General features: G+C 38.5%; 27 protein-coding genes. 4 read left to right on the plus strand and 23 right to left on the minus strand.

Annotation, left to right across the window (positions count from 1 at the left end):
• Positions 1-7: 7 nt before the first annotated feature.
• From pgsA to C9J35_RS00785, 19 genes are all read right to left on the minus strand, one after another.
• Complete coding sequence (gene pgsA, locus C9J35_RS00695) at positions 8-586, minus strand: CDP-diacylglycerol--glycerol-3-phosphate 3-phosphatidyltransferase (RefSeq protein WP_054767153.1); 579 nt, start codon at positions 584-586, stop codon at positions 8-10.
• 47 nt (positions 587-633) lie between these two features.
• Positions 634-1,527 (minus strand): helix-turn-helix domain-containing protein, encoded by an 894-nt coding sequence (locus C9J35_RS00700; RefSeq protein WP_107923026.1) that lies wholly within the window; start codon positions 1,525-1,527, stop codon positions 634-636.
• 25 nt (positions 1,528-1,552) lie between these two features.
• Entirely contained in the window at positions 1,553-2,341 is a 789-nt protein-coding gene (locus tag C9J35_RS00705) for a DUF3388 domain-containing protein (RefSeq protein WP_107923293.1), read from the minus strand.
• A gap of 226 nt (positions 2,342-2,567) precedes the next feature.
• Positions 2,568-2,825, minus strand: a complete 258-nt coding sequence (locus C9J35_RS00710; protein ID WP_107923027.1) for a DUF3243 domain-containing protein — start codon at positions 2,823-2,825, stop codon at positions 2,568-2,570.
• Positions 2,826-2,870: 45 nt separating this feature from the next.
• A complete protein-coding gene (ymfI, locus tag C9J35_RS00715; RefSeq protein ID WP_107923028.1) occupies positions 2,871-3,599 on the minus strand; it encodes an elongation factor P 5-aminopentanone reductase in 729 nt (242 codons plus the stop codon).
• Complete coding sequence (yfmH, locus tag C9J35_RS00720; protein ID WP_107923029.1) at positions 3,596-4,897, minus strand: EF-P 5-aminopentanol modification-associated protein YfmH; 1,302 nt, start codon at positions 4,895-4,897, stop codon at positions 3,596-3,598. The genes ymfI and yfmH overlap by 4 nt, the downstream gene beginning before the upstream one ends.
• Entirely contained in the window at positions 4,894-6,165 is a 1,272-nt protein-coding gene (gene yfmF, locus C9J35_RS00725; RefSeq protein ID WP_054767152.1) for an EF-P 5-aminopentanol modification-associated protein YfmF, read from the minus strand. Before yfmF ends, yfmH begins: the two co-directional genes overlap by 4 nt.
• Positions 6,166-6,339: 174 nt before the next feature.
• Positions 6,340-7,299 carry an ABC transporter permease gene (locus tag C9J35_RS00730; RefSeq protein WP_054767151.1) on the minus strand — a complete coding sequence of 320 codons (960 nt, stop codon included), beginning with the start codon at positions 7,297-7,299 and terminating at the stop codon, positions 6,340-6,342.
• A 1-nt stretch (position 7,300) separates the two neighbouring features.
• Positions 7,301-8,347 (minus strand): ABC transporter permease, encoded by a 1,047-nt coding sequence (locus C9J35_RS00735; protein WP_107923030.1) that lies wholly within the window; start codon positions 8,345-8,347, stop codon positions 7,301-7,303.
• Positions 8,347-9,888 carry an ABC transporter ATP-binding protein gene (locus C9J35_RS00740; protein ID WP_054767150.1) on the minus strand — a complete coding sequence of 514 codons (1,542 nt, stop codon included), beginning with the start codon at positions 9,886-9,888 and terminating at the stop codon, positions 8,347-8,349. Before C9J35_RS00740 ends, C9J35_RS00735 begins: the two co-directional genes overlap by 1 nt.
• Before the next feature lie 548 nt (positions 9,889-10,436).
• The gene (locus C9J35_RS00745) at positions 10,437-11,519 is read right to left on the minus strand and encodes a BMP family lipoprotein (RefSeq protein ID WP_107923031.1); all 1,083 of its coding nucleotides are present in this window, start codon (positions 11,517-11,519) and stop codon (positions 10,437-10,439) included.
• Between the two features lie 53 nt (positions 11,520-11,572).
• A complete protein-coding gene (locus tag C9J35_RS00750) occupies positions 11,573-12,301 on the minus strand; it encodes a GntR family transcriptional regulator (RefSeq protein ID WP_107923032.1) in 729 nt (242 codons plus the stop codon).
• Between the two features lie 199 nt (positions 12,302-12,500).
• Positions 12,501-14,795, minus strand: a complete 2,295-nt coding sequence (locus C9J35_RS00755) for an FtsK/SpoIIIE family DNA translocase (protein WP_107923033.1) — start codon at positions 14,793-14,795, stop codon at positions 12,501-12,503.
• A 274-nt stretch (positions 14,796-15,069) separates the two neighbouring features.
• Positions 15,070-16,737, minus strand: coding sequence for a ribonuclease J (locus C9J35_RS00760; protein ID WP_107923034.1), 1,668 nt, complete (start codon positions 16,735-16,737; stop codon positions 15,070-15,072).
• 500 nt (positions 16,738-17,237) lie between these two features.
• Complete coding sequence (gene dapA / locus C9J35_RS00765) at positions 17,238-18,137, minus strand: 4-hydroxy-tetrahydrodipicolinate synthase (RefSeq protein ID WP_107923035.1); 900 nt, start codon at positions 18,135-18,137, stop codon at positions 17,238-17,240.
• A gap of 13 nt (positions 18,138-18,150) precedes the next feature.
• Complete coding sequence (locus C9J35_RS00770) at positions 18,151-19,188, minus strand: aspartate-semialdehyde dehydrogenase (RefSeq protein WP_107923036.1); 1,038 nt, start codon at positions 19,186-19,188, stop codon at positions 18,151-18,153.
• Positions 19,189-19,270: 82 nt separating this feature from the next.
• The gene (locus C9J35_RS00775) at positions 19,271-19,861 is read right to left on the minus strand and encodes a dipicolinate synthase subunit B (protein ID WP_107923037.1); all 591 of its coding nucleotides are present in this window, start codon (positions 19,859-19,861) and stop codon (positions 19,271-19,273) included.
• Positions 19,855-20,634, minus strand: coding sequence for a dipicolinate synthase (locus tag C9J35_RS00780; protein ID WP_107923038.1), 780 nt, complete (start codon positions 20,632-20,634; stop codon positions 19,855-19,857). The genes C9J35_RS00775 and C9J35_RS00780 overlap by 7 nt, the downstream gene beginning before the upstream one ends.
• 9 nt (positions 20,635-20,643) lie before the next feature.
• Entirely contained in the window at positions 20,644-20,907 is a 264-nt protein-coding gene (locus C9J35_RS00785) for a YlmC/YmxH family sporulation protein (RefSeq protein WP_010858502.1), read from the minus strand.
• Positions 20,908-21,105: 198 nt separating this feature from the next.
• Here C9J35_RS00785 and C9J35_RS00790 point away from each other — a divergent pair, with 198 nt between their 5' ends.
• From C9J35_RS00790 to C9J35_RS00805, 4 genes are read left to right on the plus strand one after another with little or no spacing between them, the layout of a single operon-like run.
• Positions 21,106-21,483: a GntR family transcriptional regulator gene (locus tag C9J35_RS00790; RefSeq protein WP_054767149.1), complete on the plus strand. Its 378-nt coding sequence runs from the start codon at positions 21,106-21,108 to the stop codon at positions 21,481-21,483.
• The gene (locus C9J35_RS00795; protein ID WP_107923039.1) at positions 21,484-22,329 is read left to right on the plus strand and encodes an ABC transporter ATP-binding protein; all 846 of its coding nucleotides are present in this window, start codon (positions 21,484-21,486) and stop codon (positions 22,327-22,329) included.
• On the plus strand, positions 22,326-22,955 hold the full coding sequence (locus C9J35_RS00800; RefSeq protein ID WP_235616164.1) for an ABC-2 transporter permease: 630 nt from the start codon (positions 22,326-22,328) through the stop codon (positions 22,953-22,955). The genes C9J35_RS00795 and C9J35_RS00800 overlap by 4 nt, the downstream gene beginning before the upstream one ends.
• Positions 22,956-22,969: 14 nt before the next feature.
• Positions 22,970-23,584, plus strand: a complete 615-nt coding sequence (locus tag C9J35_RS00805; RefSeq protein WP_107923040.1) for an ABC-2 transporter permease — start codon at positions 22,970-22,972, stop codon at positions 23,582-23,584.
• 161 nt (positions 23,585-23,745) lie between these two features.
• On the opposite strand, the gene C9J35_RS00810 is transcribed toward C9J35_RS00805, so the two are convergent.
• The 4 genes from C9J35_RS00810 to C9J35_RS00825 are packed head-to-tail and all read right to left on the minus strand — an operon-like array spanning position 23,746 to position 26,745.
• Positions 23,746-24,237 carry a pyridoxamine 5'-phosphate oxidase family protein gene (locus tag C9J35_RS00810; RefSeq protein ID WP_107923041.1) on the minus strand — a complete coding sequence of 164 codons (492 nt, stop codon included), beginning with the start codon at positions 24,235-24,237 and terminating at the stop codon, positions 23,746-23,748.
• A gap of 13 nt (positions 24,238-24,250) precedes the next feature.
• The gene (locus C9J35_RS00815) at positions 24,251-25,033 is read right to left on the minus strand and encodes an ABC transporter ATP-binding protein (RefSeq protein WP_107923042.1); all 783 of its coding nucleotides are present in this window, start codon (positions 25,031-25,033) and stop codon (positions 24,251-24,253) included.
• Entirely contained in the window at positions 25,033-26,022 is a 990-nt protein-coding gene (locus C9J35_RS00820) for a FecCD family ABC transporter permease (RefSeq protein ID WP_107923043.1), read from the minus strand. The genes C9J35_RS00815 and C9J35_RS00820 overlap by 1 nt, the downstream gene beginning before the upstream one ends.
• 15 nt (positions 26,023-26,037) lie before the next feature.
• Complete coding sequence (locus tag C9J35_RS00825) at positions 26,038-26,745, minus strand: ABC transporter substrate-binding protein (RefSeq protein WP_167395903.1); 708 nt, start codon at positions 26,743-26,745, stop codon at positions 26,038-26,040.

The following is a 26,745-nucleotide window of genomic DNA, read 5'->3' on the forward strand; positions in this document are numbered from 1 at the left end:
ACCTTTCTTATTTAGACTCCAGTAATACACGGCGATTTAGATAGAAATAATCCCATCCTGACCACAGTGTAAAGAACAATGCAATATATAACATGATTGTATCGAACGGGATACCGAAAAGTGTAAAGATCGTATTGTGTAGAAGTGCTGCAGCAATGGCCACAATTTGCGCCCAAGTTTTAATTTTACCAAGCTGATTCGCCGCTACGACCTCTCCGCCACCTGCTAAAATTAAACGCAGACCAGTTACCGCAAACTCACGGCTGATAATTATTATGATCAACCAAGCCGATGCCATATCAAGCTCTACCATTAATATAAACGCCGCTGATACAAGTAATTTGTCTGCTAACGGGTCTAAAAATTTCCCAAACGTTGTCACAAGATTGTACTTACGTGCATAATAACCATCTACCCAATCAGTCGTCGAAGCAAAGATAAAAATAAGCGCTCCCACAAAATGATGGACTGGCATCTCTGCCCCAAAAAGCGTCATTGTTCCCCAACCAAAATCAAACATCATAACAATAACAAAGAACGGAATAAGTAAGATACGAGAGATGGTAATTTTATTTGGAATGTTCATTTTTCTAACACCTTTCATGAAGAAAGAAAGTAGTCATCACAAGACGACTACTGTTCTTTATTGAAATTGATGACGATGTTTTGCGTTACGATTTGCTGCGCGTACGTTAAAAGTTCGTCATTAATATATACCTTAGCTTGTGATGAATTACCAAGACGGATACGAGCGTAGTTTTGTGCCGTTGCGTCAAATTCCACGACTTCACCTGCATTATACACACGTGTGTCTGACAGTAATTCTTGCTGCTGTTGGTCACGAATACCAATAAATGTAGGACCGGAAACCTCAATGCGTATTTTAAATGTATCAGAACCTGTCAATGTATAAGAAGTTGTCGCACCATCTGCTTCTACTGTTCCCGCTGAAATCGTTTGCTTAACCTCTTCAACGTTATTTTCATCTGGTGTTTCTTCTTTTTCATCGTCTTTATTGGCATTCTCTTGTTCTTTTTTGTCTTTTTCCTCTTTATCTTTTTCACTATCAATTGGTTTTACTTTTTTATCGTACTCCATCTCTGGCGGTGTATCATCAATAACCGGTGTCCCTGCATTATTTTTTGATTGCCATAACACCCATATTGCAACAATAATTACAATAATAAATAACCCGACGATTATTTTCGGCATGGCCTCCATCATTTTATTAGATGGAACTTTTCTTCTACTTGGACTTTGTGTCATCGATTGGCTGACTTGATCGTTTTTCGTTCCTGGTAATTCACCCTTATAGGTTTCTAAAATTTCTTCTGCATTCAAACCAACAGCCTCAGCATACTGCTTAATAAAAGCACGCACATAAAACGAACCAGGCATAATCGAATAATTGCCCTCTTCAATACCTACTAAATAACGCTTTTGAATTTTCGTTATCTCTTGTAAATCGTCTAAGCTGTAGCCTTTAGACAGTCTCGCCTCTTTCAGTCGAGTCCCTAATTCTGCCACTCATAACACCTACTTTAATATCAAATTAAAAATTAAATCCTCCAAATGAATCGGATTCGGACATCATATGATTTTTTTCCATTATTTCATAAGTAATTTCTTCATCTGGATGATGACGTAGTTCAATGATATAATCAAAATCCTCTATCTTATATTCTGAATGCTGAACAAACATATCTGGATGCTCTACAACTTTGATGGATGGCATATTCATCATCTCACGCACTAGTTGCAAATGTCGCTCATCTGTTGAACGCCGTGTTACAATGCCGTCTAATATAAAAATATTATTGTCACTGAATTCATCGCCAGCTAGCTTATTACGAACGGTTTGCTTAATCATTGTAGAAGATAAAAAAATCCATTTTTTATTGGCGCATACACTTGCCGCGACAATAGACTCTGTCTTACCAACACGAGGCATGCCACGTATTCCAATGAGTTTATGACCTTCCTTCTTAAATAACTCTGCCATAAAATCCACTAAAATACCAAGTTCATCTCGCACGAAGCGAAAGGTATTTTTTTCATCTGCATCTCGAGGAATATAATGACCGTGCCTAATGGCTAAGCGATCACGGAGTTTAGGTTGTCGAAATTTGGTCACGTGGATATGTTCCATTGTCGAAACAATCGTACGAAAACGCTCAATCGCCTCATCATTGTCTGTATGTACTAGCATACCACGACGGCCCTCATCGACACCATTTATTGATATAATATTGACACGAAGCATCCCTAAAAGTGAAGCAATATCTCCTAATAATCCAGGGCGATTCACCTGAATCTCATATTCAAAGTACCAATCGCTCAAACTCACTCGTTCCCTTCCTATTAGTTAACGTAAAAAATCTTTTATAAGTTCCATCATAGCTGATTTTTTATGTAATGGAAAGTTAGAATATATGGAATTACAGCGTTATTTTTAAAAACTGTCTATTTTTTTTTAGCGTATTGCAAATAGGCTTACATACGTTCCCTTTTCCTAACGGATATTACATTTTGATATAAAAAAAAGAGGAGATAAACTCTCCTCTTTCTTATTGTAAAGTTTTATTTTGAACAAGTTTTACGACACAATTCGCCAATGCCTGTTTCTCATCTTCAGAAGCAACGCCCCATAAATCCGACAGCACTCGCTCTTGTTCGTTTTTAGGATCGACATTTGTCGCCAAATAATCGCCGATTTGCATAGCTGCTTGTTGAATCATTTTTTTCGGCATACCACTTGATTCAGCCTGCATTACGTTTTGTCCTAAAAAAGATGTCCATTTTTGCCAGTTTTCTAAAATGGTCATAAGATTCCTCCTCCTTTACACAGGTAGTATGTGCAAAAAAAAATCTTATATGTACCAGCCACCATTTAATCTGATTATTTGCCCTGTTACATAATCAGCCTTCCCTGAAAGATAAAAGCGTACCATTTCAGCTACATCAGTTGTTTTACCAACAGTACCAAGTGGAATTTCTTCTAAAATACTCTCTAGCTCTTCATCATTTAAATGACTGTTCATAGAAGTCTGGATAAAACCTGGAGCAATAGCATTCACACGAATATGAGACAATGCTACTTCTTGCGCATAGGACTTCACAAAAGCATGTTGAGCACCTTTTACCGTCGCATAAAGTGTTTCCCCCGCTGAACCTGCCTCGCCCCATATCGAGCCGATAAAGAGCACATAGCTAATATCATGAGCCCGTAACTTTGATGATAGTAACGCTGTCAAGCGCATAGGGTTTTGCACATGGACACGCCATAATGCGTCCATGTCCTCTACTGTAGTATCTTCGAGCAGTGCATAGTGGGCTTGTCCACTCGCAAAAACGATCGCCTGCACACTAAAAATATGTGAGGCAATCGTTTGTGCTGCTGTAATTTTTGAAAAATCCCCCTGCACAAGCATAAATTCCTGCGTAGGAAAATTTTCCGAAAGCGCACAAAATAAAGTTTGTGCCGCTTCCTTATTATTCGAATAATGCACATAGAGTGACCAGCCGTCTTCTGCCAGACTCTGACAAATGGCACGACCAATCTCTCCTGAAGCACCTAGTACAAGCGCAAATTTCTTCACTGTTCGCCCTTCTCTGTTGGTAGAACTTTGAATACTGTTTGTTGCGACTCACCTTGTACCGTTGCAAATGCGGTAGTTAAGTCTTCAATCGTTAATTCTTCTAGCACTGGTAACACGTCAAATAGATTCATGTCGTTGAACGAGTAACGTGTGAATTGATTGGCAATAAATTCAATAGAATTTAGCGCTCGTAAGAAGAATCCGATTTTTTTACGTTTAATGCGTTCTAAATCGTTGCTTGCAAATTGTGCATTTCCCTCATACTTCGCTAATTCCGCTTTAATTGCCTGTTCTAATGCCACTGGTTCTGTTGTATCAGACCCAATCATAGCAAAACCAAAGCCATTTTCTAATGTAAAGTCAAATGCATAAGACTCATCAATAAGTCCTTCATCATAAATACGCTCATAAAAATTAGATGTACGTCCGAAAATAAGTTCTAAAGCAATTTGTACTGAAAGCTCATGTTTTAACATGTCGCGACCAGAAAGCCCCGTCTGTTTTGCCTTTAAGCCAATATATAATTTTGGTTTTTGAACATCCATATGCAATGTACGTTCTTTCACGGCAACCTCTGTCGGTTCTTCGTCAAAGAAACGCTGAATTGGCGTCGGCTCAGGGAATTCTTTTTTGCCTTGGTTTTCGCGAATGAATGCCATCATTTCTTCTGGATCAACTGCACCTATGGCAAATAACAGCATGTTTGAAGGATGGTAAAAAGTATGATAACACGTATATAAATGGTCTGCGGTAATACCATCAATCGAACCAATTGTACCGGCAATGTCAATTTTCACAGGGTGACTGTGATACATGTTTTCTATCGTACCGAAATATAATCGCCAATCTGGCTGATCATCATACATCGTGATTTCCTGACCAATAATACCTTTTTCCTTATTGACCGTTGCTTCTGTAAAGTATGGCTCTTGCACAAAATTTAATAACGTTTCTGTACTTTTATAAATATTATCTGTGGAAGAAAATAAATACGCTGTTCGTGTAAAGGATGTAAAGGCATTTGCTGAAGCGCCATATTCACTAAATTTTTGGAAGACATCACCGTCTTCTTTCTCGAACATTTTGTGCTCTAAAAAGTGTGCAATGCCATCCGGCACAGTAACACTTTCTGTTTCACCAATTGGCACAAATGTACGGTCAACAGAACCGTATTTTGTCGTGAACGTCACGAATGTTTTTGAGAAGCCCTTTTTAGGCAAAATATAAACGTCTAAACCATTTTCTAGCTTTTCATAGTAAAGTGTTTCATCTAATTGTTTAAATTCAATTGTTTTCATTGGGCGGCTTGCTCCTTTCCACATAAGAAATAGACCGCTTCTAGCTGCACTTGTTTTGCCATTTCAATAACATCGTCCTTCGTAACAGCCCTCCATTTATTTGCCCAGGTTTCAACAGAAAATTCCTCGGGTAAATCTTTATATTGGTCATAAATTTCAATTTGTCCGCGCGCAGAATCAAGGGATTCTTTTAGCTGATTTGTCAGCATTGCCTTTGTTTGTTCCAGCTCTAAAGCTGAAATATCGCCTGCTTGCATGACAGCGAGTTGCTCTTTTATAAGTGATAAGGCCTTTTCTTCATTTTTAGGTTCAATCCCTGACACAACAAATAGCAAACCATAATGCGACGCGTACGAACTAGATGCATAGTACGCTAAACTTTCTTTTTCACGCACATTCATAAATAATTTAGCATGTGGATAACCACCGAACACACCATTAAAAATTTGCATTTTTGCAAAGTCTGCATCACCAAATCGTACAGGTGTACTGAAACCAATATGCAGCTTTCCTTGTTTCATGTCATGTTGCTCACGTACATAATCTTGTTGTGGATGTTTTTGCGGCAGTATAGCGGGAATTTCATCAGGTGTACGATCTTTAAATGGTAGAGCCTGCTTTAGTTTCGCTACGATTTCATCTTCATCAATATCGCCTGCCACATAGATGTCAATTTTATCGTTGGCTAGCATTGATTCATAAGCAGCAAATAATGATGCCACTGTAATGTTGTCGATTGCTTCTACTGTACCATTGGCAGAAATAGAAGCAGGCTCGTTTGGACGTAACATTTGTTGAAGGCGCTGTTGTGCAAAACGCGATTTGTCATCAAAGATGGATTCAATTCGTTGAATGACCATTTTCTTCTCTCGTGCTACAATGGATTCTTTAAATACGCCGTTTTCTAAATTCGGCTCGAATATTGCCGTGTGCAGTAATCCAAGCACTTCATTTAAAACACTCGTATTAGCCAAATACTGATCATTCACGGCTTCTACATTCATTAATACCGTATGCTCGTTACCACGCTTAGACGTGTCAAAATACAACACAGTCCCATATAAGTCATCTAAAAAGCTACGAAATGCGGCTGTTGTTGTATATTTTGCATTGCTGTGCTGCAATACATTTGTTAACACCGTACGTTCTGATGCACTTTCGGCCGTTAAAGGTCTTCTCCATTTAATTGAAAAATTTACGGTTTTAAATTGGGTCGTTTGTCGGATATGCAAATTGACACCTTTTGCAAAAGGTATTGTTTTAAACATATGAAACCCTCCTATCTTTCTTAATATAACAATGTACTACAAATACTATACATGTCTATTGTCTATAATTGCAAAAAGAATCCAAAGTATGTATATGAAAAGTGCAAAAAATTATTGCGTAACAAATAGAATAAGGAAAAAGACTGAGCTTTTGATCGCCCAGTCTTATATTTTTTAGCGTTTACCTTTAATGTAAGGCTGTCCACTCGCTTTTGGTGCATTTGCTTTTCCAATAAATCCTGCTAACGCCAGAATTGTTAAGACGTAAGGGAGAATTTGTAGGAAGACAGCTGGAACTTCTTGCACGTATGGAATTTGACCACCTGCAATACTTAGTGTTTGTGCTAAACCAAAGAATAACGCTGCACCAAGAGCTCCAATTGGATGCCATTTCCCGAAAATCATTGCCGCAAGTGCCATGAAACCTTGACCTGCAATCGTTGCATGTGAGAAATCATGTGTAATTGTTTGTGCATAAACCGCACCACCAAGACCACCTAGTGCACCTGAAATAACAACTGCGATATAACGCATTTTATTGACTTTTACGCCCATTGTATCCGCAGCCATTGGATGTTCTCCAACCGCACGAAGACGTAAACCAAACGGTGTTTTATAAATGATAAACCATGCGCCGATTGCCACAGCAAAAGCTAAAATCGATGAACTATAGACATCTCGGAACAATAATGGCCCAAAGAAAGGAATATCCTGTAAATAAGGAATACTAAAACGACTTATTGGTTGGCTAATCATGTCTGTTTGGCCTTTATCATAAATCAGTTTTACTAAAAATACCGATACGGCTAACCCTAATAAGTTAATGGCTACCCCTGATACTGTTTGATCGGCACGGAATGAGATTGATGCCACAGCATGTAAAAGTGAGAAAATTCCCCCGACGATTATAGCCGCAAGCATAGCTACCCAAATTGTCGCAGACCCAAATGTAGCTGCAAACTCTAAGTTCACATAAATCCCAACAAATGCACCAATAATCATTAAACCTTCTAGCCCGATGTTAACAACACCTGAACGTTCAGAGAATACTCCACCAATTGCTGTGAAAATTAACGGCGTTGCATAAAGAATCGCAGAAGGGATGATGAAGTATAACATTTCTAAAAAGCTCATGTTATTGTCCCTCCTTTTTCTTTTTTAACTTTTGTAAACCGACGCGAATAATATAACCGGATGCTACAAAGAAGATGATCAATGCAATAATAATTGAGACGATTTCCTCTGGAATACCTGCAGCGTTTGGCATGTTGAGTGCTCCGTATTTAAGCGAACCGAATAATGATGCACCAAACACAACCCCAAGCGGCGTGTTTGCACCAAGTAAGGCAACGGCGATACCATCGAAACCAATACCTGTGAAGCCAGCTTTAATCGAAGCATTTTGGAATGTCCCTAATGCTTCCATTGCACCACCAAGACCTGCAAACATACCTGAAATTGTCATCGCTAAAATAATGTTTTTATTAACACTCATACCTGAGTATTCAGCAGCATGCTGATTAAGCCCCACTGCTTTAAGTTCATAACCTCGTGTTGTTTTTTCCAAGATGAACCACATAACAACTACCATTATTATTGCAACAATGATCCCATAGTGAAGACTTGAGTTGTCTGTAAGCTCTCTTAAAAACGGAGAACGTAAAGAAGCTGTTTCATGAATACGTTCTGTTTTAAAGCTACCATCGGACAATTTTTTAATAACAGCGTTGGCAATATAAAGGGCTGTGTAGTTTAACATAATTGTCGCAATTACTTCATGGACTTTAAATTTCGCTTTTAAGAAACCTGCAATAAAGGCCCAAAATGCTCCTGCTGCTGCTGCGGCAAGTAACGCTAAAGGTAAGTGAATAATTTTAGGTAGCTCAAATGCATAGCCTACCCAGGCAGCTGCTAGCCAACCTAAAATAAGCTGTCCTTCAACCCCGATATTGAATAGTCCTGTACGGAAGGCAAAAGCTACTGCAAGACCTGCCAATAAATACGGTGTAATCTGACGGATAGTGTTCCCGATTGAATATGAATCTCCAAATATACCTGTCCAAAGTGCAATATAACCTTGTACTGGGTCATAGCCGCTGACTACCATCACAATAGCCCCAACAATTAAACCGATAATAATAGAGATGATAGGAACGAGTATATTAATGACACGATTTGACATTAGTCGTTCCCCTCCTTACTCGTGCTCTTTTTACTGCTTTGTCCTGCCATTAATAGACCAAGTTCTTGCTCTGTTGTTTCTTTTGGATTTAGCTCGTCCACAATTTGACCATCATAGATAACTGCAATACGGTCAGATACGTTCATCACTTCATCTAATTCAAAAGAGATTAAAAGAACTGCTTTTCCTTTATCGCGTTGCTCGATTAGACGTGAGTGAATAAATTCAATGGCCCCAACGTCAAGTCCACGTGTTGGTAATGCAGCAATCAGTAAATCTGGGTTACGGTCAATCTCACGACCAATAATCGCCTTTTGCTGGTTACCACCTGAGAGCGCGCGGGCTGGGGTCATTTCACCATTCCCTGTACGTACATCGTATTCTTTAATGATGTGACGTGCTTTCTCAGATACTTTCTTGTAATCAATTACTAACCCTTTAGCGATTGGTGACTGGTAATAAGTTTGGAGTGCAATATTATGACCAATAGGGAAATCTAGTACTAAACCATGTTTATGACGGTCTTGTGGAATATGACCCACACCCTCTTCTGTAATTTTACGAGGTTTCATGTTTGTCACATCTTTGCCATTCAGTTTAACGGTACCATTTTTCACCTTACGTAAGCCGGTAATTGCCTCTATTAACTCTGACTGACCGTTGCCGTCGATACCTGCGATACCTACGATTTCACCTTTACGAACTGTTAAGTTTAAACCTTTTACTTTATCGATATTTCGATAGTCTGTAACGACTAAATTTTCAATCGACAGTACTTCCTCAGTTGGATGTGCATCCGTTTTTTCCGTTTTAAACTCTACTTGGCGACCAACCATTAATTCTGCTAATTGATTTGGGTTTGTTTCAGCCGTAACAACTGTGCCAATCCCTTCGCCTTTACGGATAATCGTCACGCGGTCAGAAACTTCCATAATTTCTTTTAGCTTATGTGTAATTAAAATAATCGATTTTCCCTCAGCGATTAAGCGACGCATAATTTGAATAAGTTCTGTAATTTCTTGCGGCGTTAATGATGCAGTAGGTTCATCAAAAATTAAAATTTCTGCACCACGATATAAGGTTTTTAAAATCTCAACACGTTGCTGCATCCCAACAGTAATGTCTTCGATTTTTGCATATGGATCTACATCAAGGCCATATTTCTCAGAAAGCGCTTGCACTTTCTTCGCAGCATCCTTAATATTAACAATCCCTAGTTTAGTAGGTTCATTACCTAAAATAATATTTTCTGTCACTGTAAAATTTTCCACCAACATAAAGTGCTGATGCACCATGCCAATTCCTAAGTCATTAGCAACATTCGGGTTTGTAATTTTTACAGCATTCCCACGAACACGAATTTCGCCTCCTTCTGGTTGATACAAACCAAAAAGGACGTTCATTAAAGTCGATTTCCCGGCACCATTTTCACCTAGTAACGCATGGATTTCGCCTTTTTCTAGTTGGAGGGTGATATTATTATTTGCTACGAAATCACCAAATTCTTTACGGATTCCAAGCATTTCAATCACATATTCCAATATAGTCACTCCCTTATTAGGCACTTTTGTAATATAAAATTCGCCTTGGCATATTTGAGTCCAAATTTTGAATTGTGATTAGGCCTGCACAAGGCAGGTCAGTTCACCTGTAGCGCATGAACGCTAAGCTATTAGGCTACTTCCCTTTTGTCATTTTTTCAAAATCTGTGCCACCCGCCAGAGGCTTATCTTCGTTCAGCGGGGTTTCAATACCAAAGAACAAAAAATCCACTCGCATGCATCTCTCACCTAGGTAGGCGCCTGCTATAACAGACTGACGCTACACTTTCGGTACATAAAATATCTGCTGAATGAAGATAAATTAATACAGGAAAGGTCATCGTTAGAAACCTTTCTTCTATTAACTTGCTACCATCATTATCTTAAGCTTACGATAATCTCATATAAAAATTCTACCCCTATTTGGGAAATCATGTAGAAATATAAATTTATCCATATAGAATATTAAAAATAGTCGAAATATAACGATAGATTGAAAAATCATCATAAGGGCCTTCAAAAAGCCCTTATGATGATTAAGAGATGAATTATTTTTCCACTTTTTCTGGAACTACGATTTCACCGCTAGCAATTTTTTCTTTATATTCGTCAATAACTGCTTGTACATCTTCTGGAATAGCACCACGAGAGTCAGCAAGTTTCACACCGTCTTCAGCTAAACCGTAAGTAAGCGTTGTGCCACCTGGGAAGTCACCGTTTTTCGCTTTATTTGAAATATCTACTACTGCTGCATTAACACCTTTTAACATGGAAGTTAAAGTAACGTTTGTTTTGTCGTCAATTTTACCTTCTTCGTATTGGTCAGCATCTACACCGATTACCCATACGTTTGCGTTAGGTTCTTTGGCTTTACGTTCTTTTGCCTCAGAGAATACACCATTACCAGTTGCACCAGCAGCGTGGAAAATAATATCTACGCCTGAAGAATACATGCTGTTGGCAGTAATTTTACCTAAGTCTGCTTTATCGAATGCGCCTGTATATTTTACCTGAATTTCAATATCTGGGTTAACAGCTTTAGCCCCTTCAACGAAACCAGCATGGAAACGATTGATAACTGGAATATCTACGCCACCAACAAAGCCAATTTTACCTGACTTAGACATTTTCGCTGCAGCAACACCAGCTAAAAACGCACCCTCTTGCTCTTTGAAAAGAACATTTACTACATTGTCTGCTTCTACTTCAGCATCGATTAATGCGAAATGATTGTCTGGGTTTTCTGAAGCAATGGCTTCAATTGCATCAGCCATCATGAAGCCGATACCGAATACTAAGTTAAAGTCACGACGTAATAATAGGTTTAAATTTGTATCATAGTCTGCGTCTGTTTTTGATTGTAAATAGTCGAAACCACCATTACCTTTTGATAGGCCGTGTTCTTTACCATAAGCTTGAACACCTTCCCATGCAGATTGGTTGAATGATTTATCATCAACGCCACCTACGTCAGTAACCATTGCAATTGAGAACGCTTCTTCTGTATTTTTATCTCCTGTTGAAGCATTGTCATTTTCTTTGTCTTTGTCGTCTTTTGCACCACATGCACCTAGAATTGCACTTGCAGCTAATACTGAAGATAATACTAAACCAAATTTACGTTTTTTCATTGTGTTAACCCCCCAAAGGTATTGTAATTAGCAGGAAAATATTTAGAAATGTTCTACACCCTTTTTCTTACTACATGGAAGCTGAATTTATCAGCTCGGAAATAATTTTTTGAATACAGCACTACTTGATCATGGTCATCGTAATGCAGCTGCTTCAATACTAAAAGTGCCGTTTCACGACCACAATTTAAAATCGGCGATGCTTGTTCATGATAGCCAACTGGATCAATGTAAGTCACAGCGTAGGCAACATGAATTTTACCCGATTGTTCAAGTGCAGAAAAAAGTGAAACTTCTTTTTTGTCTACAAAGTCAGTAGGCAGGAAGCTAGCTGGTAATTTATCTATACAATAAACTACTGGTTCACCATCCGCTGTTCTGACACGTTCAATCGTGAGTATTTTATCTTCGCCATCACATTGGAAGCGTTTTAAATCTTCATCAGAAGGGACGGTTTCAGTTGCTTTTAAAAAACGCGATCCTGGTTCCATCCCTGCCGTTTCGATCATAGAAGAAATACTGGATAAATGCTCGATGCCAGATGTAAACAACGGCTTAGGATTAACAAATGTACCAACCCCATGTCGACGCACAATCACATTTTCCTCTTCCAACAGTCGAAGCGCTTCTCTAAGTGTTGCTCGACTGACTCCTAGTGATTTCGATAATTCAAACTCTGAAGGCAGTTTTTCATTTTCTTTAAAAACGCCAGTCTCAATATCAGATTTTAAACGATCAATTACTTGAAGATAGAGATGACGATGATCTGCTTTAATAGTCACATATATCACCACCAAAATCAGAGATCAGACATCTGATGTACAACATTCCTACTAATCGTTCATAAATATAACATTTTTGCAGAATGAAATAAACTGTTTTGAGAAAAATCTGTAATAGAAATCGCCCTATCACGACATTTATTGCTAACAAATGGACAAAAATATAGATATCACCTAAAATTTGGTCTCGCCTACATCGTTAATTATCGTACTGATGAATGAGCACTTGACGAGGTTTACTTCCCTCTGAAGGCCCGACAATACCGCGTTGTTCCATCTGATCGACGATACGAGCGGCACGGGAATAGCCAATGCGGAAACGACGTTGTAGCATTGAGACCGAAGCCGTTTGCATACCGACTACTAATTGCACAGCCTCATCAAATAATTCATCCGTTTCTTCTAAAACAGTTTCCTCTTCTGTTGGAATCATCTCTTCTTGATACTGTGCTTTTTGCTGTTCTATAACAAATTCTACGACTTCTTCTACCTCTTGATCTGATAAAAATGCACCTTGCACACGCTTAGGTTTAGAAGCACCAGCTGGTAAAAATAGCATGTCCCCTCGACCAAGCAATCTCTCTGCACCACCCATATCTAAAATGGTTCTCGAATCAATCGCTGAAGACACGGCAAAAGCAATACGAGAAGGAATATTCGCCTTTATAACACCAGTCAATACATCGACACTTGGTCTTTGTGTTGCCAGTATTAAATGAATACCCGCTGCACGAGCCATTTGAGCTAACCTTGTAATAGAATCCTCTACATCATTGGACGCCACCATCATTAAATCTGCTAACTCATCCACAATTACCACAATATATGGTAGTTTAGGGTGTTTTTCAGCAGTTTGTTCATTTACTTTTTGTACATGACCATTATATCCTTCAATATTACGGGTGCCTGTATGTGAAAATAAATCATAGCGTCGTTCCATCTCGGATACCACTTTTTTTAGTGCCTGAGATGCTTTACGTGCATCTGTCACAACAGGCGCTAATAAATGCGGAATGCCATTATAGACATTTAACTCGACCATTTTTGGATCAATCATCATCAGTTTTACTTCATGTGGTTTTGTTCGCATTAGTATGGATACGACAATGCCATTTATACACACACTTTTCCCACTACCAGTTGAGCCAGCGACTAGTAAATGTGGCATTTTATTTAGCTCAGCTAACACAGCCTGTCCCGTAATATCACGACCTAACGCTACTTGAAGTAATGCATCCGGCTTGGCACCATCTTTAGATTCCAGTACTTCTCTCAATGTAACAATCGCTACCTCACTATTAGGCACTTCAATGCCAATGGCAGATTTCCCAGGAATCGGTGCTTCCATACGAATATCTTTAGCTGCAAGTGCTAAGGCAAGGTCATCTTGTAAGTTCACAATTTTGCTGACCTTAACGCCAATATCTGGTAAAATTTCATATTTTGTCACAGCCGGCCCTAGATGGACCTGTGTCACCTTTGCTTTTACGCCAAAGCTTTGTAATGTTTGCTCAAGTTTTTTTGCATTCGCCTGTATCACTGAATATTCGCCACTTTGGTCATGTTGTGGAGGCATTTTTAACAGGTTAAACGAAGGAAGCTGGTAATCTGCATTTTCAATAGCAGCTGTGTCTTCAATATGAACATCATCTACCAACTCCCCTTCTTCTATTTCCGCGTTCTGAGCGGGAACAAACGTCTCCTGTCGTTCATGCGAAACATTTTGTGTAAAGGCTGAGATAATTGGCTCATGTGCAATTTCATCTTCTTCTTGTACTGGTTGACTATAATCTACAGCAGCAATTTCATCCATACTTTCTGATCTTGTGCGACGATTCGTTTGTTTTTTCTTCGGTGCATTTTTCTTCTTTTCCTGCTGTTTTTTTTGCCATTTCCCAAAAAGAGCAGGCATTTTTTCCGCTAAATACGGCACAAGTGCTTTTCCAGTCACTAAAATCAATCCAATAAAGAAAATAACCCATGCGACGACATTCGCACCAGTTGACTCAAATAGCACATGTAGCCCACTAAAAAGCAAGGCACCTACCATACCACCACCAAGCGAATTACTACGATGCACCACACCATCCGTATTAATTAATATACGCCAAGACTCACGCAATACAGAGTCTGATAATAAGCCACTCGATTTGGATAATTGCTCAAAAAGAATACCATGACTAAAAATTGTTAAGCTCATAATAATCAGGAACATTCCGAAAATCAGTCGATCCTTCATGCTTATTTTTTTGCGTCCTATCATTAGTATTAATGCAATAAATATCAGCATAAACGGTACAGCAAAATGTAAATTCCCTATTAAAAACATTGCAATTGTTTGAAGTATACGCCCAATCATGCCATATTCAAAAATCATAATGACCGCAAGCGCAATTAGGATGAGCCCTAAAATTTCATACATAAGCGGGTGCATTTCTTTATTTTCTGCCGATGGTTTCCCCTTAGTTGCTTTTCTTCTTTTACTAGTAGCCATTTTTTCACCTTCTTTGCAATCCATTCTATATATGTAGCGAATGATATCATGTAGAACTCAATTATTTCAAAAAAAAGGATTTTCCACCGTTATGCCGGCTAGAAAATCCTTTTTCATTTGCTACCTACCAAAAGCATTCACGATAAATGTTAAACCCATAATACGGGATTGATCATGCCAACATATTGTTGGTTACTTCGGCGTTAAGCACAAGTACATATATATCAGATGGAAGAATGAAAAATCCTCTTCCGTTTATAAATTTTACTTTGTTTTAATACTCCATAATGATTGGGATAATCATTGGGCGGCGCTTTGTTTTTTGGAATAAATAAGTATTTAATGTGTCACGAATTTCTTGTTTAATGTTTGTCCATTCAAATGTTTCTTTACCAACATATTTTTCGATTACATTTTTCGCTATTTCCGATGCTTCCACCATTAATGCTTCAGATTCACGAACATAGACAAAACCACGCGATAAAATTTCTGGACCCGACGCAATTTTCTTTTGCGCACGATTTAATGTCACAACAACAATGAATATACCATCCTGAGATAGTAATTTACGGTCACGCAGGACTATATTGCCCACATCGCCAACCCCAATACCATCAATGAGGACATTCCCTGCTTGTACACGGCCGCTCATTCGCATTTTACCGTTTTTGTATTCTACAATATCCCCTTTATCGGCGATGAAAATTTGTGATTTTTGCATACCTAATTGTTGTGCAAGCTTAGAGTGTGCAATAAGCATACGATATTCACCTTGTACAGGGATAAAATATTTCGGTTGCATTAAGTTGAGCATTAATTTTAAATCCTCTTGGCTACCATGACCTGAAACATGGACATTTTTACTAGACGTTAGAATTTCAGCCCCTGCTTTTGCAATCGAGTTCATGGCATTCGCCATTTGCACTTCCATGCCAGGAGATGGTGTGAACGTAATCAGCACTGTGTCATCTTTTTTAATCTTAATGTCTCTGTGATGCTTACGAACAATCTTTTCTAGTGCATCAAGCGGTTCGCCTCTATTGCCAGTTGCGATAATAATAATTTCATCATCTTGATATTTTTGCATATCAGAGATTGGAATAATTGTGTCTTCTTCGAGTGTCAAATAGCCTAACTGTACACCTAAATCCACAGCTTTTTCTAAAGGTTTACCAACAATCGCCACTTTACGGGACGATTTTTGAGCTTGTGCGAATACTTGTTGAATACGGATAAAGTTTGATGCATAAACAGCGACTAAAATACGTCCTGGTGCTGAATGGAATGTTTTTGATAATTGTTCTTCAATCACAATTTCTGATGTCGTATAACCTGGGCGTTCTGCTTCACAAGATTCCGAAAGCAGAATAAATACGCCTTCTTCCCCTAACTGTGCCATCTTCGCCAAATCCGGCTTGAATTTGCCAGTCGCAGATTGATCGAATTTAAACTCTCCTGTATGAACGATTGCTCCTTCAGAAGTATGGAACACTACCCCTAACGAATCTGGAATACTATGTGTTGTATGGAAAAATGTCACATACGTTGAGTTGAAATTCATACGGCTACGATTTGTTACTTCAAAGAATTTCACCTGATGTGGTGCAGGTAATTCCTTCAAATGCTCTTTCGCGAGTGCAATTGTCAGTTTAGACCCGTACACAGGTGCTTTTACTTTTTGTAAGATATACGCAATTGAACCAATTGCATCTTCATGTCCGTGCGTTAAGAAAATCCCTTTCACACGCTCTTTGTTTTCTTCTAAATACGTAATATCAGGAATGACGATATCAATGCCCAGCATCTCGTCTTCTGGGAACATTAAACCACTATCAACTACAAATAGCTCTTCGTCGATTTCTACTACGTACATTGCTTTTCCAATTTCGCCCACGCCACCAAGTGGAATGATGCGAATTAATTCATTTTTCTTTTTTGTCAATTTATTTCCTCCTAAAAGATATCCCGAACAGCAACCACTTAATTTTCATTATACGGTTTGCAAAGCTTTTGCACAAATTAAAAATACATGTTTCGTGTTGGAAACATGTATTTTATTTCTACTATATTTAATTTTAGCTATGACTTTCCTATTAATAATAGGAACCAAGGGGCAAAGATGATTGCAAAATTAGGATGTGTATGGTTAGCTTCTCTTTTAGTAAGCGAAGCTGGCTGTTCGAATTGTCTCAGCACCATGTGCATGTAGTCTACATACCTTCGCTCAGGTAGTGACGTACATCGCTTAGATAGCCCAATGTACCGCTCAGATAAAGGGAAGGACCCCTCGGTACAGAGAAGAATCGCTCATGTAGTCCCATGGACCGCTCGGATAATCAAGTGCTATACGCGTGGGGAAACACCCATCACAACTCCTAAATTCAAATATACAGCTTTCGGCTCAAAAAAAGCGTGGCTGTTCATTCAGCCACGCCACACTCTTTATCTAAAATTCTTAGCTTTATCTTGATAGGTTTCCCAAACTAGGTCAAAGCTTGCTTTTTCATCTGCTGTCATCTCCACCATAGGTAGACGAACATTTAATGTATCAAAGCCTAATTTTGTCATTGCATATTTTACAGGTGATGGATTCGGCTGTGCAAACAAAGCACGCACTAGTGGTAATAATGCTCGGTGAATTTTGGCAGCTAGCTGATGATTTCCTTCTTCAAACGCTTTAATCATTTGTTGCATATCATTACCAACAACGTGTGAGGCAACTGAAATAATACCAGCCCCACCAATTGCAAGTAAAGGCAGTGTTAAACCATCATCCCCACTATACACAAAGAAATCATCTGCAGCGTCAACATTCTCAATAATATCGCCCATTTGATCTAAATTTCCGCTCGCTTCTTTAATCCATGCGATATTCGGAATTTTACTTAAAGCAACAGATGTTTCATATGCAACGTTAATGCCGGTGCGACCTGGTACATTATAAAGCATCACTGGGAGCTTCGTTTCTTTAGCAATGGTTTCAAAGTGCGCAAAAATACCACGTTGGTTTGGTTTATTGTAGTACGGTGCTACTAACATAATACCGTCTGCACCGTTTTCTTCAGCTTTATGCGTCATTGCAATAGAGTAGGCTGTTTCGTTATCCCCTGTACCTGCAATAACTGGTACACGACCTGCCACTTTCTCTACTGTAAATCGTACAACTTCAATTTTTTCTTCAGTGGTCATCGTTGGATTTTCAGAGGTTGTGCCACAAGCAACAATACAATCAGTACCGTTTTCTATTAAATGATTAATAATTCGTTCTAGTTCTGGATAATTAATCGTGCCATCTTCCTTAAACGGCGTAATCATCGCCGTTCCAATTCGACCTATATTCATCCTTACACCCCTCTTATAGTAAGTTATCCTCAAGCATTGCTTCTGCAATTTGGATAGAGTTTAATGCGGCGCCTTTTAATAGATTGTCTGATACGATCCATAGATGGAATCCTTTTTTATTGTCTAAGTCTTGACGGATACGTCCTACAAAAGTAGCATCTTCCCCTTCTGCATAAATTGGCATTGGGTAAGTTTGTGTTGCAATATCATCTTGTAATTCAATTCCAGGTGCATTACGTAATACTTCGAAAATTGCTTGAACTGTTGTCTCTTTTTCTACTTCAATATAAACAGATTCAGAGTGTCCAGAAACGACTGGCACACGTACGCAAGTTGCAGCTACTTTTAGTTCTGGTGCATGCATGATTTTTTTCGTTTCATTAATCATTTTCATTTCTTCGTATGTAAAGCCATTGTCAGTAAATTTATCGATTTGTGGAATGACATTACGAGCAATTGGGAAATGACGTTTGTCGCTACCAGAAGGTAAAATATTTGCTTCTACTTCCTTACCTGCATCCCAGTTTGCGCTTTGTGTTTTTAATTCTTGAAGCGCTGAAATACCTGCACCTGAAACTGCTTGGTATGTCGATACTAATACTTTCGTTAAACCAAATGCTGCACGGATTGGTTCAAGTGCTGCTACCATTTGAATTGTAGAGCAGTTTGGATTTGCGATAATTCCTTTATGCTTAGCAAGATCGCCGCGATTTACTTCCGGTACAACAAGCGGTACCTCTGGATCCATACGGAAATGGCTCGTATTATCAATGACAACTGCACCACGTTTTGCCGCTTCTGGCGCAAGCGCCGCTGATACCGAACCACCCGCTGAGAATAAAGCGACATTGACGCCTTCGAAAGCTTCAGGTGTCGCTTCTTCAATTGTATATGTCTTTCCATTGAATTCGATTGATTTTCCTGCTGAACGTGCAGAAGCTAAAAACTTAATGTCCCCAATAGGAAAATTTCGTTTTATTAACTGCTCCATCATTTTCGAACCTACTGCTCCTGTTGCACCTACTACCGCAACTGTTAACTGCTTTGTCATCTGTCATCTCTCCTTGAATACAAGTTCCATAATGTGTGCTATTGTATCACAAAAATACTGAATTTTGTGTGTAATTATTGATTTATTTGAAATATTGTATCAACAATGGTTGTAATTGCATTTTCTGCGTAATTGCTGCATGTACGGTGTCAACCATTTGATCAAAATCAGCAATTAATGAGTTCGGTTTGCCATGTGGAGAATCCTGACCAAATGGAATAAAGTATATATTTTTAGCATTGAGTAGTTTCATAATATTCATGCCATTTAAACCAAGGGCATCATTAGTCGAGATGCCTAGTACAACAGGTGAACCATTGCGCAAAGTTGCTTTTGCTGCCATCAACACTGGGCTGTCTGTGGCTGCATTTGCAAATTTACTAATACTATTACCTGTCATCGGAGCTATAACCATTGCATCCAATGGATTTGACGGTCCAAACGGTTCCGCTTCTTTAATAGAAGAAATAACTTTTTCTCCTGTCAAATCCTCGATTTTTGCAATCCATTCCTCCCCAGTGCCAAAGCGTGTAGCTGCATGTAAAACGGAGTGGGTAATAATAGGAATCACCGTTGCCCCTACATCGATAAAGTTTTGAATTTTAGGCACAACATCTTCATACGTACAATGTGAAGCCGTAATACCTAAACCAATTCGTTTCCCCGTTAGCAATTTTCTTCCTCCTCTATTGCCTTGCACAATATTTCTGCCGCATCATGTGCAAAGTATTTCCCAGGTAATGATGGCAATAGTACATACGTTTGTAACTGGTCAGCATCTATATCTAAGCATCCTGGTTCAGAAGCTAAATCATATAACACTGCCGGTACATAATCTTGGAATGACTCTGTAATCCACTTGGCTGGAATTGTATTAATGAAAATGCCATCATGGATCGACCATTTACGATTATCTAAATTTGTCGCTTTATAACCATATGCCTTGGCTTCACTGACTTGCACTACCGACCTTGCAACTATGTGCACATTAGCCCCCATCTTAACGAGTAAAGACGCGAGCATTTTGGCTATGCGACCAAAACCTGCGATAGTAAAGTTTTGTCCGTAAATACATTTTTGCTCTAGACCGTAAAACGTGGCGATAAATCCCTCCGCTGTTAAACGAGCATTTTGCCAAATAAAAGACTCTTGCTGCAAATAGCAATTCGTTTCATTTTTTTCAAGCAATTGCTTCCAATGCATCGTCAGGCGCCCCGTATAAAACTTAACTTGAGATGTGCCATATAATTGTTCAACTTCAATCTTTAATGGCAGAATGGGTAGCACAATCTTATTGGGTTGGAACTCTAAAACCAATTTATTTAACTCTTCATTCCAGACGGTTGTTCTTTTATAAAATACTGTACGCGATGGACTCCTCAACATTGTTGCTAATTCCTTTAATCTTGAGTCTTCCCCAATCACGAGCCATTTTTCATTTTCCAAAAGCTCACCTCACTGTAAAAATTCTGACTGTACTGTCGTTGTTTTGTTAAATAAAATACGATCTTCGCCTATTAGTATAATTTCATGCCATGGAATCATTTCACTAACTTTTACTTTCTTTTTTTGGAATGGCATCTTATCTTTAATAATCTCAAAGCCATGAATCTTTCCAGTTTGTACATCTAATAGGCATTCTGTATGTGCTAGTATGCCAAAATGTACCCCACCTTCAACCTGAATTAACTCTTTATCCACCATTTCTGATAGTAGCATGCCTCATCTCCCTCCTTGAGCCGTTATCCCAATATATGCCGAGTTTTTGCAATTCGTGCCCATCATTAAGAGTACTTCTGGGTTGCATTTTTCGACCTAACTGTATATAGTGTGTATATACAGTTGTAATTCTATTACCAAAGCACAATGGCAAACCATTATTACACCTAGGCCATTTCAATCTGTGAGGTGAAAAAAGTGCATATTCATTTAAGTAATGCGAGCGACAAACCCATTTACGAGCAAATTACGATGCAATTAAAAGAAGCAATTTTGGCCAATAAATTGCAGGCCGGTGATGCATTACCTTCTATTCGTATGCTTGCCAAGGAGTTAAAAATTAGCGTCATGACTACGAAGCGGGCTTATGCTGATTTAGAGCGAGATGGTTTTATTGAAACGGTCGCCGGAAAAGGTAGTTTTGTTACGGAGCGTAATCAGGATTTTCTTCGCGAGGAGTTACTTCGTCAAATCGAAGAACATTTACACAAGGCAGTAAAGACAGCAAAGACAGCCGGACTTACAAAAGAGGAATTACAAGAGCTATTATCGCTAATCTTAGAGGAGGACAATTAAATGAATGCCATTGAAATTCATGATTTACATAAAAGTTTTGTTGGCTTTTCACTAAAGGATGTGAGTTTTTCAGTACCCCAAGGAACAGTCATGGGCTTTGTTGGAGAAAATGGTGCAGGCAAGTCAACAACAATTAAATGCATATTAAATTTACTGAAAAAAGAATATGGCGAAATTTTGCTATTTGGCAAGGATGCTGCCGAACATGAAATTGCGATAAAAAACGACATCGGTGTCGTTTTTGACGATTTGCATGTACCTGAGACGCTAAATGCGACGCAACTCGACAAATTTATGAAGAAGGTATTTATATCGTGGGATTCACACTATTATTTTGAGCGGCTGGCACAATTTAAAATACCCGTGCAAAAAAGAGTAAAAGAGCTATCCCGAGGAATGAGGATGAAGCTGTCAATTGCACTAGCACTTTCCCATCATCCAAAGTTGTTGATTTTGGATGAACCAACAAGTGGGCTTGATCCTATTATTCGTGACGAAATTCTCGACTTATTTTTAGCGTTTATGCAGGATGAAAGACATAGTATTTTATTTTCTTCACATATTACGAGTGATTTAGAAAAGATTGCGGATTATATTACATGTATTCATAATGGGGAAATTTTATTTAGTGAAAGTAAGGATGTAATGCTTTATGAATATGGCATTTTCAAAGGGAGTAAAGAGGAAGTAAGCGAATTGCCTGAGCACGCTATTATTGGGAAGCGCTATGGCATTTTTGGTGTTGAGGTGCTTGTCCGTAGAAACGATGTAAATGAGGTATTTCCTCTAGAAAAGCCAACTATTGAGGAAATAATGCTATTTTACGTGAAAGGTAATGTTGTATGATGACTGCTCTTATCATGAAAGACTTTATGACCATTCAGCGGCAATTCAAATCACAGGCTATTTTTCTCATCATCATTGTGATAATGTCGGTTCTCATGCAACAGAGCACAATACTTCTTTTCTTTATTGTATTTATCGTCACCATTCAAGCAATAACTGCTCTCACGTATGATGAACTATGCAACTGGGATAAATATGCAAATACTCTTCCAATTTCAAAGGGCGATATAGTGCTCAGTAAATATATACTAAGTATCATGTTAATAATCATTGGTCTTGGGTTTGCGTTACCTTTTGTCTTACTTATAAATCGCTTCACAAATCACATAGCAACTACTAATTTTTTTCTGACTTTCTGCCTAATCGTGACTGCCGCCTTCTGTATGTTGGCAATGTTGCTACCTATATATATTAAATTCGGCTCTATCAAAGGAAGAATCGTGCTTATTGCTCTATGCTTCATACCGAGTTTTTTAATAGGTGTATTAGATGAATATGTTTCTAATTTTTTAGTGACATTATCAAAATTACAAGATTTCAGCTACTTTGCACCTTTCGTTGGGCTTTTTATCTTATGGCTGTCTTCTCTAATATCAACTGGTATTTATAAACGTAAGGATTTTTAGGAGGTTATACAAGAATGAAAGCTTTACTTTGGCATAGAATTTCGATGCAAAAATTCTCGATAGTTAGCGTATTGATTGTTTGTATTGTTTTTAACTTCATCAGTATACGGTATTTTGATAGTTTTTCAATGTTGTTTTTCATCGTTATTTTTTCAGTTAATATTGTCAGTAGTTTTTATGAGCAAGACAAGAGGGCAAACTGGGAGCTATTCGTCAATAGCCTACCATTAGCAAGGAAAACACAGTTAACAACTGATTTTCTATTTTGCTATTGTCAAACTTTATGTCTTTTCATCGTTTCTGCACCTTTTTATTTTATGCGTACGGATGAATACAGTAGTTTTTCAGAGCATTTCGCTTTGTATTTCGCAAATATTAGTTGTGCGATTTTACTTATCTGTATACAATTTTACATACAACACGTGCAAGATACAAAGAGCATGAAAAATTTAAGGATGTTTACGGCCATTTTTCTTATTTTTCTGATTAACTATCCTATCCATTATTATTTATCATTAGTGGCAGGAAATTTATTAGTGCTCCTTGTTCCAACCATTATCAGCACTATGATTAGCATTTTTGTTTTTCGTAAATGTCTCACTTTATTTGTAGCAAAGGAGATTTTTTGATAAAAACGACTACTTTACTATTTTTATTTATTTGCGATAAAATACGGTTTCTATAAATTAACGTTTGTTTTGCATGAAGAACTACAGAAAGGTTTCGAGAATGGTGGCATTCCCGAAACCTGTTGTCATCAGTTAACCAAAAAGATGAAACTGACAAATGCTTACTTATCAACAACTACATGTATTAAGGTATCATTAACTATATCGATATCAAATGCTTTACCAAAACCTATAACATAACGGCCTTCTATTGGTGTAAGTTCAAACAAAGAAAAATCAAGAGTACGTAGCAGCTTCATCGTGGGTGCGCTATGTACCTTATCAAATATAGCAAACACTTCCTCATGCCCATCACTGCCTAAATGCTTAGGCGTACATTGCCAGCGTGCGCGCTCGGCAGCAAAGCTATTAGATGTTATTGCTTCATCTGCTACACATAATACATCAACAAATTGTGCTTGCTCTAGCAGCTGGAAATGCTCTGCAATTCGACTAATATAAATATAAAACTTACGATTTACACGAACAAAAGGTGTCGTGCTACTAAATGGCTTTCCTTCAGCGTTTATCAGACTTAATACACAACTTTTTTTCCCTTGAATAAACACTTCATAGTCTTGTTTAATTTTTTCAATATCTATTGTTTTTTTCATGATATAGCCTCCCCTAACATTTAATTGTATTTTTTAATTGAATACGTGGGGCTGAATCCCATTCAACATGTTGAATTTCTGCCTCCATTTTATAAATGGTCTGAATCATTTGTTCTGTCATGACATCGTCAGGTGTACCCATTTGGGCACGATAGCCATCTTTTACAACAACGATTCGGTCACTATAGCTCGAAGCCTGATTCAAATCATGAAGTACCATAACGACAGTCATCCCCATATCTCGGTTCAACTCACGTACTAGCTCGAGCACCTCATGCTGATGGGCAATATCTAAATAGGTTGTCGGCTCATCTAGTAATAATATTTGTGGTCTTTGTGCCAGTGCCATTGCAATCCACGCACGTTGTGATTCCCCGCCTGATAATGCGGCAATGGATTGATCTTTGTAATGGGTGAGCTGTGTTTTCTCCAGTGCCCAATCTACAATCGCATAGTCTTCATCATCTAAGCGTTCAAACCATTTTTTATGTGGATAACGTCCATAACATACTAAATTACGTACTGTTATATCCGCAGGGGCTTGGTTACGCTGACTTAATACACACATTTTCTTGGCAATTTCCTTTGATGACAATTGGCGCATATTTTCTCCGTCAAACGTAATCGTCCCTGCACTATAGGGTAACATTCGCGACACTGCTTTTAAAATCGTAGACTTTCCGGAGCCATTTGGCCCGATGATGGATAACACCTCTCCCTTTTTGACATTAAATGAAAAATCATGGATAACTTCTTTGTGCTCATAGCAAACTGCAAGCTGCTCAATTTTTAACATTAAAACGCCCTCTTTCGCATTAAGTATAGAAAGTAGGGACCACCGATAACCGCCATTAAAATACCCGCCGGAATATCCAGTGGCGCAAATAGCGTCCGACCACCCGTATCAGCAAGCAGTAAAACAATAGCCCCCATTGCCATACTCATCGGCAACATATATTTATAGTCCGAACCGACAAGTAATCGTGCCATATGCGGGACAATTAAACCGACAAAACCAATCATGCCAATTGCTGCCACTGAAATGGCTGCTAAAAAAACTGCTAAAATGGATAACAGAATTCGAATACGTGTGACATTCTCACCTAAATTTACAGCGACTTGATCGCCTAAACGAATAATATTTGCCTTACGGATTGCGAATATCGATAATATCCAGCCAATGATAGCGTACACATAAATCATTTGCAATGATGCGTGACCTTTGGCAGCTAAACTACCATTCAGCCATTGCACTGCTGATGGTAAACGATCACTATATAAAATAGAAAGGAAACCAATTACCCCTCCGCATAAGGCATTGACGGCAACCCCCGATAAAATAATCGTTATCGGTGTTATGCCAGTCCGCCGCCAAGCAAGTGCATAGACAATTGTTGCAGCAAGTAATCCCCCGACAAATGCAGCAATGGGTATTAGATGCGTGTATTCAGGGTTCGCCAACATAATGAGCAACACAAATGCTGCTGCACCACTCGTTACACCTGTCAATCCAGGATCTGCAAGCGGATTGCCCATCACTGCTTGTAGTAAAGCACCTGAAATGGCAATATTAGCGCCAATAATTAGCGCCAATAAAACTCGTGGCAGACGAATATCCCAAATAATAGTCGTAAAGACTCCTTCTTCACGTCCATTAAAAATCGTCTTTAAAATATCTGGAACGGCAATATGCACACTGCCTAGCCCTATTGCCACAATTGCAGCAATGAGTGTCAGTGCAAATGTTAAAATAACAATTGTGCGACTTCTCGTTGTTCGAATCATGTGAAGCACCTCACGCTATTCAAGGAAATAATCAGCAATTGTTGTTAATGCTGTATCAACATTTGTAATTGATGTTACACCGAAAATACTGTAATCTAGCATATAAATTTTATCGTTTTTATAGGCTGATAATTGTGTCCATGCACTATTTTTGGCAACTTCCTGTTTGAACTTATCTTCATTTGCTCCATGATCTCCTGAGGCCAATACGAAAATCATATCTGGATCAGCGACAACAATTTCTTCAAGGTTAATGGCAGAGTATGTGGATTCCGTTTTTAAAACTGATTTCGCAATATTATTTGCACCTAGCTGTTGAACTAAACTCCCTAAATATGATTTATCGTTCATCACCATAAAGTCATCTGATGTTCCAATCACTAACATAACCGATGGCAGTTCTTTGCCTTGTGCTAGCTTCGCTAATTCTTGTTCCTTTTCTATAATATTTTTTAGTACTTCATTCATTTTTTCTTCTTTGCCAAAATATGTACCTAACACCTTGAAGCTCAGCTTTAAATCTTCAAACGAATCTGTCGGTAAATATGCAGCTTGTAAATTCATGCCTTGTAGTGCTTTATCCAGTGAATCTTGTAACGAGGATGCACCAATAATTAATTCTGTTTGCAAACTCGAAATGACCTCTAAGTCTGGGGCCATCGGTGAACCGATACGTGTAACTGCATCGAAATCCGCTGGAATTGGATTCGTAGAAGTAGGCAC

The sequence above is a fragment of the Lysinibacillus parviboronicapiens genome (genome assembly GCF_003049575.1).
GTDB classification, from domain to species: domain Bacteria; phylum Bacillota; class Bacilli; order Bacillales_A; family Planococcaceae; genus Lysinibacillus; species Lysinibacillus parviboronicapiens.